At 43.3% G+C, this 15,724-nt stretch carries 16 protein-coding genes; 14 read left to right on the forward strand and 2 right to left on the reverse strand.

Annotation, left to right across the window (positions count from 1 at the left end):
• Positions 1 to 419: 419 nt before the first annotated feature.
• Positions 420 to 1,706, reverse strand: coding sequence for an adenosylmethionine--8-amino-7-oxononanoate transaminase (gene bioA / locus BUA59_RS19000; protein ID WP_072841240.1), 1,287 nt, complete (start codon positions 1,704 to 1,706; stop codon positions 420 to 422).
• Between the two features lie 77 nt (positions 1,707 to 1,783).
• Positions 1,784 to 2,215, reverse strand: a complete 432-nt coding sequence (locus BUA59_RS24200; protein ID WP_245813186.1) for a ComF family protein — start codon at positions 2,213 to 2,215, stop codon at positions 1,784 to 1,786.
• Between the two features lie 89 nt (positions 2,216 to 2,304).
• On the opposite strand from BUA59_RS24200, the gene BUA59_RS24205 reads away from it, so the two are divergent.
• The 14 genes from BUA59_RS24205 (at position 2,305) to fliI (ending at position 15,697) form a co-directional block, all read left to right on the forward strand.
• Complete coding sequence (locus tag BUA59_RS24205; protein WP_245813188.1) at positions 2,305 to 2,547, forward strand: hypothetical protein; 243 nt, start codon at positions 2,305 to 2,307, stop codon at positions 2,545 to 2,547.
• Positions 2,548 to 2,607: 60 nt separating this feature from the next.
• A complete protein-coding gene (bioB, locus tag BUA59_RS19010; RefSeq protein WP_072841337.1) occupies positions 2,608 to 3,663 on the forward strand; it encodes a biotin synthase BioB in 1,056 nt (351 codons plus the stop codon).
• A complete protein-coding gene (gene bioF / locus BUA59_RS19015; protein ID WP_072841242.1) occupies positions 3,647 to 4,858 on the forward strand; it encodes an 8-amino-7-oxononanoate synthase in 1,212 nt (403 codons plus the stop codon). Before bioB ends, bioF begins: the two co-directional genes overlap by 17 nt.
• Positions 4,859 to 4,870: 12 nt before the next feature.
• Entirely contained in the window at positions 4,871 to 5,674 is an 804-nt protein-coding gene (locus tag BUA59_RS19020) for an alpha/beta fold hydrolase (RefSeq protein ID WP_072841243.1), read from the forward strand.
• Complete coding sequence (gene bioC / locus BUA59_RS19025) at positions 5,658 to 6,476, forward strand: malonyl-ACP O-methyltransferase BioC (protein ID WP_072841244.1); 819 nt, start codon at positions 5,658 to 5,660, stop codon at positions 6,474 to 6,476. Before BUA59_RS19020 ends, bioC begins: the two co-directional genes overlap by 17 nt.
• A gap of 3 nt (positions 6,477 to 6,479) precedes the next feature.
• On the forward strand, positions 6,480 to 7,157 hold the full coding sequence (bioD, locus tag BUA59_RS19030; RefSeq protein WP_072841245.1) for a dethiobiotin synthase: 678 nt from the start codon (positions 6,480 to 6,482) through the stop codon (positions 7,155 to 7,157).
• Between the two features lie 251 nt (positions 7,158 to 7,408).
• On the forward strand, positions 7,409 to 7,879 hold the full coding sequence (locus BUA59_RS19035; RefSeq protein ID WP_072841246.1) for a helix-turn-helix domain-containing protein: 471 nt from the start codon (positions 7,409 to 7,411) through the stop codon (positions 7,877 to 7,879).
• Complete coding sequence (locus BUA59_RS19040; RefSeq protein WP_072841247.1) at positions 7,879 to 9,033, forward strand: sensor histidine kinase; 1,155 nt, start codon at positions 7,879 to 7,881, stop codon at positions 9,031 to 9,033. Before BUA59_RS19035 ends, BUA59_RS19040 begins: the two co-directional genes overlap by 1 nt.
• 1 nt (position 9,034) lies before the next feature.
• Positions 9,035 to 10,381 (forward strand): sigma-54-dependent transcriptional regulator, encoded by a 1,347-nt coding sequence (locus tag BUA59_RS19045; protein WP_072841248.1) that lies wholly within the window; start codon positions 9,035 to 9,037, stop codon positions 10,379 to 10,381.
• An 88-nt stretch (positions 10,382 to 10,469) separates the two neighbouring features.
• A complete protein-coding gene (gene fliE, locus BUA59_RS19050; RefSeq protein ID WP_072841249.1) occupies positions 10,470 to 10,832 on the forward strand; it encodes a flagellar hook-basal body complex protein FliE in 363 nt (120 codons plus the stop codon).
• Between the two features lie 27 nt (positions 10,833 to 10,859).
• Entirely contained in the window at positions 10,860 to 12,536 is a 1,677-nt protein-coding gene (gene fliF, locus BUA59_RS19055) for a flagellar basal-body MS-ring/collar protein FliF (RefSeq protein WP_072841250.1), read from the forward strand.
• Positions 12,533 to 13,546 carry a flagellar motor switch protein FliG gene (fliG, locus tag BUA59_RS19060; protein ID WP_072841251.1) on the forward strand — a complete coding sequence of 338 codons (1,014 nt, stop codon included), beginning with the start codon at positions 12,533 to 12,535 and terminating at the stop codon, positions 13,544 to 13,546. Before fliF ends, fliG begins: the two co-directional genes overlap by 4 nt.
• 7 nt (positions 13,547 to 13,553) lie before the next feature.
• Positions 13,554 to 14,360 (forward strand): FliH/SctL family protein, encoded by an 807-nt coding sequence (locus BUA59_RS19065; RefSeq protein WP_072841252.1) that lies wholly within the window; start codon positions 13,554 to 13,556, stop codon positions 14,358 to 14,360.
• A 5-nt stretch (positions 14,361 to 14,365) separates the two neighbouring features.
• Entirely contained in the window at positions 14,366 to 15,697 is a 1,332-nt protein-coding gene (gene fliI / locus BUA59_RS19070; RefSeq protein WP_072841253.1) for a flagellar protein export ATPase FliI, read from the forward strand.
• Positions 15,698 to 15,724: the final 27 nt, after the last annotated feature.

Consider the following 15,724-nt stretch of genomic DNA (forward strand, 5'->3'; position numbering starts at 1 on the left):
CTAATTCTTGATAGCCTTGTTTTGTGTTCTTTAAGACCTTGGTTTTCTGCTTATTTTTGACCACGTCGCGTAACCAACTAACATCTAACTTTTCTTTACCAACATCAATGCCAATAAAAGCCTTCATCTCTATCTACTCCCCTTGTACATGCAGCATCACCCTTACCTGGGGTGCTAGGATACCATTCAGTTTAATGGAGGTTAGGAAATCAGGGCTCAATCTACAAAACAGCATCTTTGTGCTCAGGTCGCGCACGAGCTCACCGATTTCCCGATGCGATAAGTGCTAGCTAAACACTCATCAAGAAGAGATACAAGGTCGTGCTTTAGCGCGTCAAGGGTTTTGGTTTGGTTTAACTAGGCTTTTGATGGCCTAAAGACCGACCTACAATTCATGATTAACCTTCTGATCTGGTGGGTTAACAAGGCTCTTCACTTACTACTTGGTAGATGGCTTTAGCCAATGCTTGCACCTGTTGTTGGCTAATAACATAAGGTGGCATTAAGTAAATAAGCTTACCAAAAGGTCTCACCCAAACGCCTAGTTCGACGAACTTAGGTTGAATTTCATGTAGGTTAATCGCGTTTTTTAACTCTACAACTCCAATGCCGCCAAGGCAGCGGACTTCTTTTACTTGCTCAAGCTGCTCGCATGGCTCCAGCGCTTCCTTCATCCATGTTTCTAGCTGAGATATTTTTTCTGGAATATTATATTCGCTTAGAACGGATAAGCTGGCGTTGGCAGCGGAGCAGGCGAGAGGATTTCCCATGAAGGTTGGACCATGCATGAATACGCCACCATTGTCGCTGATACCAAGTGCCACTTTATCATTTGTTAAAGTGGCGGCCAGCGTCATATAGCCGCCTGTTAACGCTTTGCCAACGCACATGATGTCGGGACAGATATTGGTGTGATCTGTCGCGAAAAGCTTGCCTGTACGGCCAAAACCTGTGGCAATTTCATCGAAAATTAACAAGATCTCGAATTCGTCACAAAGTGCTCGAATGTGATTTAAATAATCTGGATTATAAAAGCGCATACCGCCAGCATTTTGTACAACTGGCTCGATAATAAAGCCTGCTATATGTTGGTGATTCTCTTCAATTGTCTTACGAATTTCGTCTAGGTATTCGGCTTTTATTGGTTCGCTGAGGCCAGTTGGTGGTGGCGAGATAAAGAATTGTTGTGTCAGCGCACCAGTGAATAAATTGTGCATACCATTTTCAGGATCGCATACTGACATAGCAGCGAATGTATCACCATGGTAGCCGCTTTTGGGGGTAACAAAAAACTGCTTGTTAGGTTTGTCTTGAGTATTCCAATATTGAATGGCCATTTTTAATGCCACTTCAACGGAAACAGAACCAGAGTCAGAGAAGAAAACACGTTGCAATTCAGTCGGTGTAATAGTGATAAGTTTTTCTGCGAGCTCGATAGCAGGTTTGTGGGTTAGGCCACCAAACATGACGTGAGAAAACTGTGATAATTGCGCTTGGATTGCGGCATTCATAGTTGGGTGATTGTAGCCATGAATAACACTCCACCAAGAAGACATGCCATCGATCAGTGTGCGTCCGTCGCTTAAGGTTATTTCGCAGCCCGAAGCTTTTTCGACCAGAAAATGCGGGCTGGGTTTGCTCATTGAAGTGTATGGATGCCACAGAAGTTGCTTGTCTAAGTCTAGATATTCTTGATCTGTTTTCATGATGTTCACCATTGCTTTGTTGGGGGCATAGTAAACAAAGGTGTCTTCTGTGGCTAGGCTGATATCTTTGCTTATGATTAGTATTCTTTATCTGGTGTTCGGGCAATGACCCAAATATCAACTCGTTCTGCGCCAGCTTTTAAGAGTAATTTAGTGCAATTTTCAATCGTACTTCCTGTGGTCATTACATCGTCAAATAAGGCGACATGTTTGGCTATAGGTCCATCAAGTTGATAGCTACTTTGAGGGCTTTTTAGTCGCTCTTTTCGGCTTAATGAGTGCTGAGCTTTAGTGTTTTTGATTTTTTTGAGTGGGTTATGTTTAGGAAGAGTAGGGCATTTTTCACCCAGAAGCTCTTTGAGGTTTTTCCTTAATTGAGTGGCCATGGCTCTTGTTTGACAAAATCCGCGCTCTTTGATTCGGCTTGGATGGCTTGGTACATAGAGTATTTGTTCTGGCCAGCTCTCCGGTGGATATGATTCGATGAGGTGTTTGCTTAATCGATACATGAGTGGTCGTATGTAATGAGTTCCTTGATTGAATTTGATGCTGTGTATCAGGGTCTTTATGATGCCTTCGAATCGATAAGGAGCAATACATGTTCGATAAGGTGGAGGGTTGGTTTGGCATTGTCCACATGAAATACGGGTTCTATGAGTTGGGCGTTTGCAGTGCTGGCAGTACTTTAGGTTGGCTGGAAATCCTTCATGGCATGGATGGCAGAGCGAGCTCTGGCATTTTATATTGCAGATATAGCATTGATTTAAAAATAACCTCTTGTAAACCTCGGATATTTTTGTTGTTGACAGTTTTTTCCAGTCCATTAGTATTGCTCCATTAATTTTTCTGGATCGAGGATACTATGTCTTTAAGTATGTCTACAAATACGTCTGTAGCGAATATGTCTATAAACAATATGAGCGCACCGCGTTTTGATTGGACTCATGCGGAAATAAAAGCACTGTTTGATTTACCCTTTATGGATTTGATGTTTCGAGCTCAGATTGTCCATAGGGAAAACTTTGCACCGAATGAAGTGCAAGTTAGTACGCTTTTATCGATTAAAACTGGCGCTTGTCCAGAAGATTGTAAGTACTGTCCGCAAAGTGGTCATTACAATACTGAACTTGAAAAAGAAAAGTTAATGGAAGTGCAAAAGGTGCTTGAAGAAGCAGCTTTGGCAAAAGAAAAAGGTGCAAGCCGTTTCTGTATGGGCGCGGCATGGAAGCATCCTTCCGAGAAAGATTTTCCTTATGTGCTTGAAATGATTAAGGGTGTTAAATCTTTAGGCTTAGAGTCTTGTGTGACGCTAGGTTCTTTAAATGATGATCAGGCGAAGCGCTTATCAGAAGTAGGTTTGGATTATTACAACCACAACCTAGATACCTCTGCTGAGTTCTACGACAGCATTATTACCACTCGTACTTATCAAGATCGCTTGGATACGCTGTCTCGTGTTCGTGATTCAGGTATCAAACTTTGTTGTGGCGGCATTATGGGCATGGGTGAAGAGCAAAAAGATCGCGTAGGTCTGTTGCGTCAACTTTCTCAAATGACACCGCATCCGGAAAGTGTGCCAATCAATATGTTGGTTAAAGTTGAAGGGACGCCGCTAGAAAATGTTGATGATCTAGATACGTTTGAATTCATTCGTACGATTGCTGTAGCGCGTATTTTAATGCCTAAGTCGCATGTTCGATTGTCTGCTGGTCGACAAGGTATGAATGAACAAACTCAAGCCTTGTGCTTTATGGCGGGCGCCAACTCTATTTTCTACGGTGAAAAACTGTTAACAACTGGTAACCCCGAAGCCGATAAAGACATGGCGTTGTTTGCTAATCTGGGCATCAATCCAGAGAAGCGCGAAGAGCATTCAGATGCTGCAGTAGCTGAAGCCATTGCAGCGCAAGCAGTAAAACAAGAAGAGTCTAAGTTGTTTTATGAAGCTAGCGTCTAATACGCCGGATTGGGTGTTGGCCGCGCTTGAAGAGCGTCGCCAGCAGGACTTAATGCGTCGTACCATTACGCTAGATAGCCCTCAAATACCGCATACTAAAATATATTCTCAAAACTATACGGCGTTTTGTTCAAACGATTATCTAGGTTTGGCCAATCATCCTAAGCTGATTAAGGCGATGAATAATACCGCTGAAGCCTATGGTGTTGGCGGTGGCTCGTCTCACTTGGTGTGTGGACATTTAGCTCCGCATCAGGCGCTGGAAGAAGCCTTGGCGGATTGGCTAGGTTATGAGCGAGTCATGTTGTTTAGTACCGGTTATATGGCGAACCTTGGCGTGATTTCTGCGCTCGCGGATAAAAATCGTCCCGTAGTACAAGACAAACTTAATCATGCGTCTTTAATAGATGGCGCTTTGTTGGCACAAGCACCGTTGCGCCGTTATTTGCATGGTGATGTGGAAAGTGCGCAAAAGTTGATTGCTAGGTCCGCACCGGGTGGTTTGTTGATCACCGATGGGGTTTTCAGCATGGATGGTGATATTGCACCTTTGTCTGAATTGTCTCAGTTGGCTAATCAACATGATTGGATGTTCGTGGTGGATGATGCTCATGGGTTGGGGTGTCTTGGTGAAAACGGTAGAGGTTGTTTGGCGCTAGAGGGACTGGACGCAACAAGTTTGCCTATCTTGGTTGGCACTTTGGGTAAGGCGTTTGGAACCGCTGGAGCATTTGTGGCGACATCTAATGATTATGCGGATTATCTCACTCAATTTGCTCGGCCTTATGTGTATACCACGGCTATGTCGCCAGCGATTGCAGGAGCTACTTTGGCTTCGTTGCAGCTTATTCAGTCTGCAGAAGGTCAGGAAAGGCGAGATAGACTAGCTCGGCATATTACTTATTTTCGTCAAAGAGTTCAGTTGCTTCCGGTTGAATTGATGCCTTCAAATACCGCTATTCAGCCGATTGTCATTGGCGATAGTAAAGCGGCGATTCAAATTAGTGAGCAATTAAAAACTCTTGGAATCTGGTGTACAGCAATTCGTCCACCGACAGTGCCGATAGGCAGTGCTCGTTTAAGAATTACCTTAAGTGCCGCCCACTCTGATGAAGATTTAGTGTTATTATGCGATTCACTCGAAAAAGTTTTAACAGCGAAACTTTTAAACGCAAAACGTTTAAATCCAAAGTAACAGAGGGGCAGCATGCGAGCACGTATTGAAACAGAAGCTTTTGGAGATTCGTCTAATCAGTCTATTTTTATGGTCTCTGGTTGGGCAATGCCAAAAGAGGTGATGCGTTCTTTTGCTTTGCGTCTGAGTCAGCGCTTTTATGTTGTGGTGGCGAACTTGCCAGGTATTTCACTTGATGAACAATGGATTTCTCGCTCCCGCATTGGTCCTAATTACGATATCGCTGCCTTGTCTGAACAACTAATTGAAGTTGCTCCAAGAGAAGCGTGGTGGATTGGTTGGTCTCTGGGTGGGATGGTATCTGCTTATGTTGCCGCGCGTCGTTCTAGTCGAGTGCTTGGTTTGATTACCCTGTCGTCTTCCCCGAGCTTTATTAAACGAGAAAACTGGGAAGATGCGATGGCTGTCGAGGATTTTGATGCCTTTGCCGCCTTAGTTGAGCAGTCGCCAGAAGAAGGGCTTAAGCGTTTTGTTATGTTGCAGGCTAAAGGTGCGGATAATGAGCGAGCTTTGATTAAGCAATTACAGGCTTTTTTGCCAGTTAAAACCTTGAGTCGCCCCGCTCTGATTGGCGGACTTAGGTTGTTAAAGTCGTTGGATGTGCGTCGCGAATGGTCGCTTTTGGATCTTCCTAATCTACATCTATTGGGTGGCAAGGATGCGTTGGTTTCTAGTAAATCATTAGAGCAACAAGCTGATGTAAATCCTTTGCAGCAATGTGTTGTACTGTCAAATTGTGCACATCAGTCTTTTCTTGAAGATGAAGAGACTTGTGCGCGTCATATAGAAAACTTTATCGATGCTAATAACACCTGATATATCTGCGCTTAGCTACAAACGACAGCTGGCTAAGCGTTTTGATCGCGCTTCTCAATCCTATGATTCTTATGCTGACTTCCAAAAAATTGTACTAGAGCGTCTTTTAGCGATGTTGCCTTTAAATCAGGCTGATGTCGTACTTGATCTTGGTACAGGAACAGGTCAAGCGCTCGGAATCTTGTCTGAACAATTAAATCCTAAGTGCAGCATTGCGCTCGACTTGTCGCCACAGATGTTAGCAGTGGCAAATGAGCGTTTTTCTTCTTTGCACAACACTCATTATGTTTGTGCGGATGCTGAACGATTGCCTATTCAGGATAGATCGTGTGATTTAGTGTTTTCGAGTCTTGCTATTCAATGGTGTCTTAGTCCTTTAGATTTGTTTAAAGAACTTTATCGTGTCATAAGGCCCGGTGGCTATGTGATTTTTTCAACGCTTTCACAAGGCTCTATGCCTGAAATTAGTAAAGCTTGGTTTGGTTTGGATAATAAAGAACATGTTCATCAATATATGGCATCGGATGCACTTTTAGATTGTATTCGCGCCTCTGAGTTGAACCTTTTGTCCTCCCAGTTATCAGATATTTCTATGTGGTTTGATTCACCTGAAAGTGCTATTTATTCATTGAAAAAAGTGGGCGCTAGTCTGATTGCTTCTGATGGGGATCAGTCGGTATCGCCAAGTAAGTGGAAGGCATTTTTGCTTGAGTATGAAAAACAGCGGAACGAATTCGGAATTCCGTTGAGTTATCAAGTTTCGTTTGTGGTGGCTCAACGGCCTATCAATATTCAGGAGTAATGGGTGAAAAAACGTTTTTTTGTAACTGGTATTGATACTGATGCTGGCAAAACTTATGTCACCGTCGGTTTGCTGAAGGCTGCTAAGCGAGCTGGACTGAAAGCGATCGGACTTAAGCCGATTGCGGCAGGCGCAGATCGAGTTGAAGGTAATTTGCGTAATGATGACGCCTTACTTATTCAGCAGGCGAGCAGTGTCAAATTGGCCTATGAACAAGTGAATCCGGTTGTCTTAGAGGAGGCTATTGCACCTCATATTGCGGCAATGAAAGAGGGGCGTTTGGTGACGGCTTCTCGGTTAGAAGGCTTTATAAAAGGCACATTGCTTACGCCCCATGACCTTGCTTTAGTTGAAGGGGCTGGTGGTTGGCGAGTTCCATTGAACGATAGAGAGTTTCTTTCTGGCGTGGCGAAGTCTCTAGGCTTTCCAGTTATTATGGTTGTTAATATGAAGCTGGGGTGTTTGAATCATACGATATTAACCGCTGAAGCCATTGCTCGCGATGGTTTAGTTCTTGCTGGTTGGGTTGCCAATACAGGCGCAGAGAAAATGCCTTGTTATGAAGAGAATCTAGCGAGTCTTGCAGGAATGATATCCGCGCCATTATTAGGTACTTTGCCTTGGTGTGAAAGTGAGCTTGATTCGCAGCAAGTTTTTGATGAATTGTTGCTAGCGCTATAGGAGACCTTCGCACAACTGCTGTGCTTGCCAATACTTTGTTAAAAATAGACTCGAAATGCTTATTTATAGCCCATAAACTCCGCTTTCTCGTCTATTTTTGCCTCGTCTTAGCTTCGCTCGCGACTTTGTGCAAAGGTCTCCATGAGTTTTATGCGATGAAAAACATTGTTAATGCTTGAAAGTAAGCGGTAACTACGCATTATAATAGAGTGATGATAAGAGTTGCTTATTTTTGAGGTTGAGGTGATGGCGTGAAAGCTTGGTTATGCGGTCTAGATGACGACGAAATTTCGAGTGTTTCCAGTATCTTGACCTTTATTGGAATTGAGCATGGCACATCGTTGACAGCATTTCATTTGCCAGATTTTGTGGTGCTGGGTAAGTCTGTGCGATCTTTTGAGTTGGATGAGATGATTCCTGTCATTTCACTTTGCGAATCAATGGATGTCGTTGGTGATTATAATGTTTGGTTTTGCCCACTACCTTGGCGTTCTCAAACGCTTTCCTCTGTATTGAAAGAAATAAAACAGTTACATACTTTTCCTCAGGCATCTGGCGTGAACTTGAATTTACATGTTCGCCATCTAGAGGCGCTTCTTATTCGTCAAGCTTTGGTGTCTACACAAGGTGTCGTCTCTAAAGCCGCGCAAAATCTACAAATACAACGTACAACGCTTATTGAAAAAATGCGTCGCTATAATATTGATAAATCGGAGTTTTAGTGACAAAAGATGAAGAAATAGCGGAACTCAAAACCGCATTTAAAGCGTTTTCCGAATCTTCTGATGTATTGGCAAAATCTTATTTAGATCTTCAGCAAGAAGTGGTTCGATTATACGAGCAGCTGGAAAAGTCTGAACAAGATAAGCGCCAAGAGCAAGACAAAAATCGTATCTTGGTGTTGCAGTTTCAGCAGCTTTTTGAATCTATGCCAGTTGGTGTCTTGTTGTTGAATGAAGAAGGAATAGTTGTGATGGCCAACCCGGTTGCAGATCGCTTATTCAACTTACCCTTGGTTGGCCAGTCTTGGGGGGAAATTGTCCCCTTGAGTTTTCGACCCCAAAAAGACGATGGTCATGATGTGAGTATGGTTAGTGGTCGTCGTGTCCGAGTTGAGACAGCTTCACTGGGGAATGTTCCTGGGCAGTTAGTAATTCTCGTGGATTTGACCGAAGCTTATTTACTACAGAAAAAGCTGAGTCATCACGAGCGATTATCTAATATGGGTAAAATGGTCGCGGCGTTGGCGCATCAAATTAGAACGCCTTTATCTTCTGCTACACTCTACGCTGGTCATTTACAGAAGCCAGACTTAGCACCTGTTATGCGTCAGACATTTGCTAATAAGTTAGTGGATAGATTGGCAAATATTGAAAAACAAATTCGGGATATGTTGATTTTTTCCCGTAGTGAAATAAAGCTGGATGAAACCGTTGGTGTTTCAGCTTTTATCAAAGAGTTAACCAATCATTGCCAAGAGATTTGCGATCAAAAAAATATGCAACTTGAAGTATCTGGAGCCTCTTTTTTGGCGACAGATTGTATTCAATGTAATAAAGAAACATTATTAGGGGCTTTATTGAATCTTTTGAATAATGCGGTGGATGCACAATCAGCAGGTGATGCGGTGCAACTTGATTGGCGCAATAATGACGGCTATGTGACACTGACGTTCAAAGATCGTGGAGTGGGTATGTCGAAAGCGCATTTAGAGCATGTTCAAGAAGGCTTTGTGACAACAAAACAACATGGAACTGGGTTGGGCTTGATGGTTGTTAAAGCCATTGCAAGAGCTCATCATGGGCAATTTGAAATAGACAGTATAGAGGGCGCTGGTACAACCGCCAGTTTGACGCTTCCTCTTGTAAGGGTATGACATGTCTGAAGTTAAGTTATTAATTGTAGAAGACGATAAAGGTCTTGCTGAGGCGTTGGAAGATACGCTGATGTTGGCGAGTTACCAGTGCAAAATAGTGTACAGTTCTGAAGAAGCTGTGGTTGCATTGAAACATAGCTTATTTGATATGGTGATATCAGATGTGAACTTGCCTGGCATGGATGGTTATGGTTTGTTGCATCATGTTATTGATACATACCCAGAATTACCCATGATGTTGATGACAGCTTATGGCGATATTGCTCATGCAGTGGAAGCGATGCGTGATGGTGCTGTTGATTATTTATTGAAGCCTTTTCAAGAAGAAGAGTTGTTGAATGCCATAGCAAAATACACTGTAAAAGAAGCGCCATCTGCAAATCCTCAGCCTATCGCAAAAGACCCATCTAGTATTGCTTTATTAGAATTGGCAAAACGTGTTGCTGTGACCGATTCGACAGTATTGATTTGTGGCGAAAGTGGTACAGGTAAAGAAGTGCTTGCTCACTACATTCATCAGAATTCTAGTCGACCTCATGCACCTTTTGTCGCGATTAACTGCGCGGCGATTCCTGAAAATATGTTAGAGGCGATTCTTTTTGGTTATGAAAAGGGAGCTTATACAGGTGCAGTATCTTCGCAAGCAGGTAAGTTTGAGCAAGCTAATGGTGGTACTTTGCTACTGGATGAAATTACCGAGATGGATGTCGGCTTGCAAGCTAAACTGCTGCGCGTTTTGCAAGAGCAGGAAGTGGAACGTCTTGGGGGTAAAAAATCTATTCCTTTAGATGTTCGAATTATAGCGACGACTAACAGGGATCTAGCTGATTATGTACGTGACGGTGGTTTCAGAGAAGATTTGTATTACCGGTTAAATGTCTTTCCATTGCGCTGGCTGCCTATTCGTGAGCGTAAAGGTGATATTTTGCCAGTTGCTCTGCATTTACTTGCGAAGCATTCCGCTAAGATGCGAATTACTGGCGCAACGTTAAAGCCGTCGGCGCAAAGTAAGCTAGAGGCTCACCCTTGGCCGGGTAATGTTCGTGAGCTTGACAACGTTATTCAACGTGCTTTGATTTTAAGCCCAAATGCGCAAATTAATGAAGACCATATTGCGTTTGATATGATGAGCTTAGCTCCTGTAGTTGCTGAATCCATAGTGGCTGAAGACAGTGCAGCTTCAATTCTAGGTAAAGGGGTTCAGCAACACGAATTCCGTATCATTGCGCAAGCATTGGTGGACGCAAATGGCAAACGTAAAGTTGTAGCAGATAAATTGGGGATTAGCCCTAGAACTTTACGCTATAAAATCGCTAAAATGCGTGAAAGTGGCATAGACGTTGATTGATTTTTGTATCTTGTTTTAATTAGCTTTATGCTAAGCTGTGTATTAACGATATGTTAAGTCGTATAAATGTAATTTTTAGGTGAATAACATGATTTCTGGTCGACCAGACATTAATCAGGTGTTGTCCCAAATGAGGGATATGCGGTCGCAGGTTCAGGCGCCGAGTTCCCCTGTGTCTAATGTTGCCAAGGTGGGCGGTGAGAGCGAAGGGAGCCAGACTGTAGAGCGTGCAGATTTCGCGGAAATGCTGAAAAATGCAGTTAATAATGTAAATGCTTTGCAAAAGGAATCTACACAATTAGCCCAATCTTATGAACGTGGTGACGAAGGGGTTGATTTGCCTCAAGTTATGATTGGTCTGCAAAAATCTAGTGTGTCATTTGAAGCAATGACTCAGGTGCGTAATAAACTTGTAGACGCGTATGAAAAAATCATGAATATGCCTATTTAGGCATAATAAACCGCTTGGCGCTTTTTAATGGATAATGTCCCTGCAGAACAATCGGAGCAAAAGCTCTATTTAGAGTTAGTTACTGGCTTTAATAAGCTGACGGTGATCCGTCAGCTTGCATTAATGGTCGGTTTGGCCGCATCCATAGCAATTGGTTTGGCGGCAGTTTTATGGAGCAACGGTCCAGATTACAAGCCTGTATTAAGTAGTATTACCGATTACAATGCCGACCAAATCGTAGAAATCCTCAGTGTAAATAATATTCCTTTTAAATTAGATCAAAATACAGGCGCTTTGCTTGTTGAATCTGATTTTTACCATCAAGCTCGTCTTAAATTAGCTGGCTCCGGCATTGTTTCCGACAATATTGTTGGTATGGAAATAATGGATCAGGAGCAAGGTCTTGGTACGTCACAATTTGTTGAAACGACGCGTTATAGACGAGGTCTTGAAGGTGAGTTAAGCCGAACCATTTCCAGCCTACAAAGCATTAAAAGTGCTAGAGTGCATCTGGCAATACCAAAGGAGTCGGTTTTTGTTCGTGATACACGAAAGCCGTCTGCTTCTGTGTTTTTGGAGCTTTATCCCGGAAGGCGTTTGGATAAGAGTCAAGTAGAAGCTATTGTGAACTTGGTGGCTTCTAGTATTTCTCAGCTGAGCGATAAGGATGTCACTGTTGTTGATCAGCGCGGTACTTTGTTGACAGAAAAAGACTCTGACTCTGAATTATCTGTTGCTGGTAAACAGTTTGATTACGCTCGTAAAGTTGAAGAGGTGTTGCTGCAGCGAGTGAATAATATTCTCGGACCTGTTATCGGTCAGGGGCGTTTTAAAGCAGAAGTGTCTGCTGATGTCGATTTCACTGCTGTTGAAAAAACTAATGAGCAATATAATCCTGATTTATTAGCTTTGCGTAGTGAGCAGACCTTAAGAGAAAATAGAAGCGCAGGCACGAATGCAAGTGGTATTCCGGGAGCCTTGACTAATCAGCCCCCTGGTGCAGTGACTATTCCAGAAGCTGTAGATGAAAACGGTGCTCCAATAGGTGGAAATTCTTCAGCTAAAAATGGTCAATCTCGCGAAGAAACAACACGTAACTTTGAGTTAGATCGAAGTATTAGTTATACCAAACGCCAACAAGGCATGGTGAGGCGCTTGTCTGTTGCGGTTGTTGTTGATGATTTAATGAGTTTGAATCCAGATACTGCAGCCATTGTAAGAACGCCTTGGAATGATGATGAACTGGGGCGCTTAACCTTATTGGTTCGCGATGCAGTGGGGTATGATCCATCGCGTGGTGATAGTGTAAGTGTGATTAATTCACCTTTTGCTTTACCTGATCCTGAAGAACCTGTTGTTGAGTTGCCATTCTACCAACAGGCATGGTTCCTAGGGTTAATACAACCGACATTGGTTGGTATATTTGTTCTTATCTTGTTGCTAGTGGTTGTTCGCCCAATTTTGAAAACCCTTAGTGAGCAGAATAAAATTGCGGTTACTGAAGACACTGAGGCTGCTATATTCTCTGATGAAACGGATGAGATATCAGACGATCAAGTGTCTCTTGTTAGTGCAGAAGATATATTGGTGCCTGGTTCCCCTGAAAAAATTGATCGCCAATTAAATGCAATTCGCGGTTTGATAGCGGAAGAACCAGAGCGTGTTGCTCAAGTCGTTAAACAATGGGTAATGGAAAGCAAATGAGTGATACAAACCAAGGTACAGAATTAAGTTCGGTTCAAAAAGCAGCAGTGCTTTTGATGTCGCTTGGTGAATCTGATGCTGCGCAAATACTTAAGCATATGGGGCCGAAAGAGGTTCAGCGAATCGGTCAGACGATGGCACAACTGTCTAATATTCAACGCCATCAAGTGGAAAAAGTACTAGATGACTTCTTAGTATTGGTCGGTGATCAAACCGGCTTGGGGCTTGGTGCCGATGGTTATATTCGTAACATGCTCAGAGAGGCGCTTGGTGAAGAAAAAGCTGGCAGCTTGATTGATCGAATTCTGCTGGGCGGGAATACAACGGGCCTTGATACGCTTAAATGGATGGAATCACGTGCCGTTGCTGACGTTATTCGTTATGAGCACCCGCAAATTCAAGCAATTGTTATTTCGTATTTAGACCCAGATCAGGCAGCTGACATCTTAGCAAACTTTGATGAGCGAGTGCGTTTGGATATCGTGTTACGCGTGGCGGCATTAGAAACGGTTCAGCCAGCGGCCTTACAAGAATTGAATAACATTCTTGAGCGTCAGTTCTCTGGTAATAATTCAACACAGTCAACGACCATTGGTGGTATTCGTACCGCAGCCAATATCATGAACTTCATTGATAGTTCAGTAGAATCTGAATTGATGGAGTCTATTCGTGATGTTGATGAGGACTTGGCAAATACTATTCAAGATTTGATGTTTGTTTTTGACAACTTATTAGACGTTGATGACCGTGGTATTCAGATCATTCTTCGTGAAGTGGAATCTGAGACCTTAATCCTTGCGTTGAAAGGTGCGGATCCAGATATGCAAGATAAAGTCTTCAAGAATATGTCGTCTCGTGCCGCGGATATGCTGAAAGATGATCTAGAAGCGAAAGGTCCAGTGCGGGTAAGTGAAGTAGAAGTAGCTCAAAAAGAAATACTGGCTGTTGCCAGACGCCTTGCTGATAACGGAGAAATTGTTCTCGGTGGCGGCGGTGAGCAGATGGTTTAGTTAGAATATGTCTGATCAAAAACAGGATAAAGGCGAGCGTAAGCTGACTGCTTATGAACGCTGGGAACTTCCTCACCTTGAGAATAATAAGCCAAATACTAGTTCTGGTCCTGCGCTTCTTATTCAGAAAAATACATCTTTTACTACTGAAGAAGTGGATGAAGACTCTTTGATTTACGAGCCTTTGACAGCTTCACAGTTAGAAGAAATTCGTTCTGCCGCCTACGATGAAGGTTTTATTCAAGGCGAAGAAGAAGGACATAAAAAGGGTCATTCTGATGGCTTCGCCAAAGGTGAAGTGGATGGTTTTGAAAAAGGCCATGAAGAGGGGCGGTCAAAAGGTATTGATGAAGGCTTGGCTCAGGCAAGAGCGGAAGCTCAGATCAAGTTGGAGGCGCTTGAAGCACTATTGGCGAATGTTGTTAAAGAAATAACATTGCCTCTAGAAGAAAGCCGTGCCGCTGCAGAAAATATCTTGTACCAATCGATGGCAAGAATTATTGAGAACGTCTGCCTTTCTAAAATGACTGAAGATGGTCACCAAGTTTTAAGAGAGCAGCTTACTAGAGTATTTGATGAAATAGGTGAATACGAAGGACGAGTCCGATTACGCCTTCATCCTGCAGATGTCACTATTTTGGATGAGCTTGGAATCAAAGATCGTTTAACCATTCAGCTAGAAACAGATGACTCACTTATTAATGGCGGTTTCGTTATTGATTCCAAATCCTTCCATATCGATGGGCGAGTTGAGCAGCGGTTAGAAGCTGTATGCGATGAGCTTCGTCATCTTTCCCTAACAGAGCAGGACTAACGCTCGTGTCCACCCTCGAAGAACGTTTAAATAAGCTCAGCCATGTCTCTTCTGTTTCCTTGCCACCTCAAATTGAGGGTAAGGTCACTCGTATGGTTGGTTTGACCATGGAGGCTGTGGGTTGTGTTGTAGCTCTTGGTGATCGTTGCTCGGTGCAAGTTCGTAAGGATCGCTGGGTTGAATCTGAAGTGGTGGGTTTTACCGGCGATTTAACTTATCTCATGCCAACGGAGGCCATTGAGGGGATTTCTCCTGGAGCGAGAGTACGTCCGTTACTAGGTGATAGTAAAATGCCGGTTGGTGATGAGTTGCTTGGTCGAGTAGTAAATGGGTTGGGTAAACCCTTGGATGGTAAGGGGCCGATTAAAACCAAAGATTCAGTGACTCTGCATGGTAATGTGATTAATCCATTACAGCGAAAGCCTATTTGCGAGCCTTTGGATGTTGGTATAAAAGCTATTAATAGTTTGCTAACCGTTGGTAAAGGTCAGCGTTTGGGGCTTTTTGCGGGCAGTGGCGTCGGCAAGAGTATGCTGCTCGGCATGATGACAAAATTTACCGAAGCAGATATTACGGTTGTTGGTTTGATCGGTGAGCGTGGACGAGAAGTAAAAGAGTTTATTGATCAAATACTGGGTGAGGAAGGGCTTTCTCGTTCGGTTGTTGTCGCGTCTCCTGCCGATGATTCTGCATTAATGCGATTGCGTGCTGCTATGCTGGCAACTCGGATTGCTGAGTATTATCGGGATCAGGGTAAAAACGTATTGTTGCTAATGGATTCTTTGACGCGATATGCGCAAGCCCAGCGAGAAATTGCTCTGTCTGTTGGTGAGCCGCCCGCAACAAAAGGCTATCCGCCTTCAGTATTTTCTAAACTTCCTCAACTGGTAGAGCGTGCTGGTAATGGTTGTGAAGGTAGTGGTTCTGTCACCGCTTTTTATACCGTGTTGACTGAAGGTGATGATCAGCAAGATCCTATTGCGGATGCGTCGCGTGCGATTCTTGATGGACATATTGTATTGTCTCGTCGTTTGGCGGAAGAAGGTCATTATCCCGCTATTGATATTGAAGCCTCAATCTCTCGAGCTATGCCGCACATTGTCAGTGAAGATCACTTATATGGTGCTATGCGAGTGAAGCAGTTGTATTCTAAATTTCAGCAGAATCAAGATCTTATTTCGGTTGGTGCTTACGCAAGGGGCAGTGACCCTGACTTGGATCAGGCGATCATACAGATGCCTGAAATTCGAAGTTTTCTACAGCAGTCACTTACTGAAAGTTTTACGATTGACCAGAGTTTGCAGGCCCTTGTCACAGCAATGACTAAAGGGCAGTAGACGATTGCAGGTAAAAACGTCTACTAT

Origin of the sequence: Marinomonas polaris DSM 16579 (assembly GCF_900129155.1) — a bacterium.
Taxonomy (GTDB): domain Bacteria; phylum Pseudomonadota; class Gammaproteobacteria; order Pseudomonadales; family Marinomonadaceae; genus Marinomonas; species Marinomonas polaris.